The sequence below is a fragment of the Noviherbaspirillum malthae genome (assembly GCF_015352985.1).
Classification (GTDB): domain Bacteria; phylum Pseudomonadota; class Gammaproteobacteria; order Burkholderiales; family Burkholderiaceae_D; genus Noviherbaspirillum; species Noviherbaspirillum malthae.
Genome location: NZ_JACYXF010000162.1, coordinates 1 through 2,002, shown reverse-complemented (window position 1 = coordinate 2,002; position 2,002 = coordinate 1). Strand labels below are relative to the sequence as shown.

2 protein-coding genes are annotated in these 2,002 nt (G+C 50.0%); one reads left to right on the top strand and one right to left on the bottom strand.

Going from position 1 to position 2,002, the window contains the following annotated elements:
- The first annotated feature begins 1,269 nt into the window (after nt 1–1,269).
- Nucleotides 1,270–1,731: a ParM/StbA family protein gene (locus IGW03_RS37460; protein WP_194727456.1), complete on the top strand. Its 462-nt coding sequence runs from the start codon at nt 1,270–1,272 to the stop codon at nt 1,729–1,731.
- Between the two features lie 50 nt (nt 1,732–1,781).
- On the opposite strand, the gene IGW03_RS37455 is transcribed toward IGW03_RS37460, so the two are convergent.
- Nucleotides 1,782–2,002, bottom strand: a 221-nt coding sequence (locus IGW03_RS37455; RefSeq protein WP_194727455.1) for an ATP-binding protein, incomplete at its 5' end; no start/stop codon positions are given.

Below are 2,002 nucleotides of genomic sequence, written 5' to 3'. Positions count from 1 at the left end.
TTGCCTGGCTTAACAAGTTCAAGCGTGTCATTACACGTTGGGACCGCTGCATCGAACATTACACCGCCTTTGTTCATCTCTCACTCATCATGATTCTGCTTCGCCGCCATTTATGAAATGAGTTCTAGTCAAATATCACTACGCCACCTTCAACCAGAGAGCCTGGATGACCACGCATTCGCGCGTCGTTGAAGCTGCCTGGTTGAAGGTGCGTAAGGGGTCTCACGTTGCCGATCTTTCCGAAACAAGCGGGGAGAAGGACCCGTCTTAAGTATCCTGATTTCGTGTCGTTGCACCTTCTTGCTCACTACAACAACACGTCACTACCTTACGGTTAGTGATTACCTGACCTACTGCCGTCAGGCGCCGAACATTCACGGAGTTTCTCCCGTTGCGCATCCAGTCCGCTTGGGACCGGTATGGGTGGCGCAATCACCCTCTAAGTTGTTGTGAACACAGGATTCCCTGCGAAGAGTCTGATGGGTGCCGGCCAGGTCTCAATGCCTGGAGTGCAGTCCATCCCGCCACGAGCGGTCGTCTATCGTTGTCGTTCAATGTTTCAGCAATCGCCAGTGCCGGTCGATGCGCATATAACCCGTTCGGGTTACCGAGAAACTCCAAATTTGGAGCCTCGCATTTTCAATATGTGCTTGGGATCGGTCCGAGATTTTCCTCGAAACCCGCATAAATACTGGTGTGGCGCGACACTCTGTGTCGAGCTTGGTTCGACCCAATAGAGACGAAAAAAACTGCCCTACTCCAAACATTACAGAAATAGTGGAGCAGAACAGAGGGCGACGCGTGATAGCCGCAAGGCTTTTCGAGGTGTAGATAGGGCGTGCACCCTAGCTCAGATAGATGCCGAACATCGGCGTTGGGAAATCTGGCGAATAGCGAACTGGCTATTCGTCAGAAATGACGTGCTTGTAGATTGAATGCTGCGGTATATAACCAGCAGGCCGCATGGCGGCTAATTGAAGAACTACGGGCCGCAGAGCGACAGGGGGAAGTATAGAGTAGTTCGCAAGCTCTACACAAGAGATCCTACACATAAATTAAATGAGTCAAAAAGTTCGATAAAAACATAATGACTCGCGTGGTGAAGCGGTTGTTCCTCTTCTACTGTTCTCTATAGTGCCTTATGGCCTTATGGCCTTATGGCCTTATGGTCATAGGGCCTTATGGTCATAAGGCCATAAGCCCAACGCACCGATTTAGGTGGCAAATGTCGGGGCAGTTCGTGCTCAATCCCACAGTGAAAGGTAGTTCATGTCTGATCAAACAATTGTTGCCCTTGACGCAGGTCGAAGCGCAATCAAAGTTATTTCATATGTCCAAGGGGTTCAAAAGGAAATCGTAATCCCTTCTCTAGTAGCACAGTGGGAGAACATATCAGACGAGGGGAAGGCGGCGCTGGCGGAGCGTGAAACAGTGGAGATTGCTGGCCAGCGCTATTTTTGCGGAGAAACAGCCAGAATCTTTTCCGGCGTGTCGACGACAGTTGGACTATCCGATGACTGGCACGACTCTATCGAGTACCGTGCGTTATGCCTTGCAGCGATAAAAAAGCTCGCTCATCTAGGAGTTCCGGGTCTCGTAAATCCACTCGTTATTGTGGGTACCCCCGCCAAGCTATACCAAGCGCTTCGCACGAAGCATCAAGAGGTAACAGCACAAACGATTAACGGGACCGTCAAAGCACTGAGTCTGTTGAGTATCACCGAAATCTGACCCCCACGATTTTCATCGAAATTTGACCCACCTTCGTACTATATAGATGGCTATCTTTCTGTGGATAAGTCGTCGATCTTTGGCTTGATTTCTCCCTTTTTCAAAGTCTTTCTGTCAGTCGCTTTGCGGGTCGATTCACTATGCTTGAAGCGCCATGATTCATTGCCAGTCTCAATAATATGGCAGTGATGTGTCAGCCGGTCCAGTAAAGCTGTCGTCATCTTTGCGTCTCCGAACACTGCCCCCCATTCTGCGAAGCTCAGATTCGTTG

Coding starts and splice junctions, on each gene's coding strand:
- IGW03_RS37460 (WP_194727456.1), top strand. CDS start 1,270: ATGTCTGATCAAACAATTGTTGCCCTTGACGCAGGTCGAAGCGCAATC.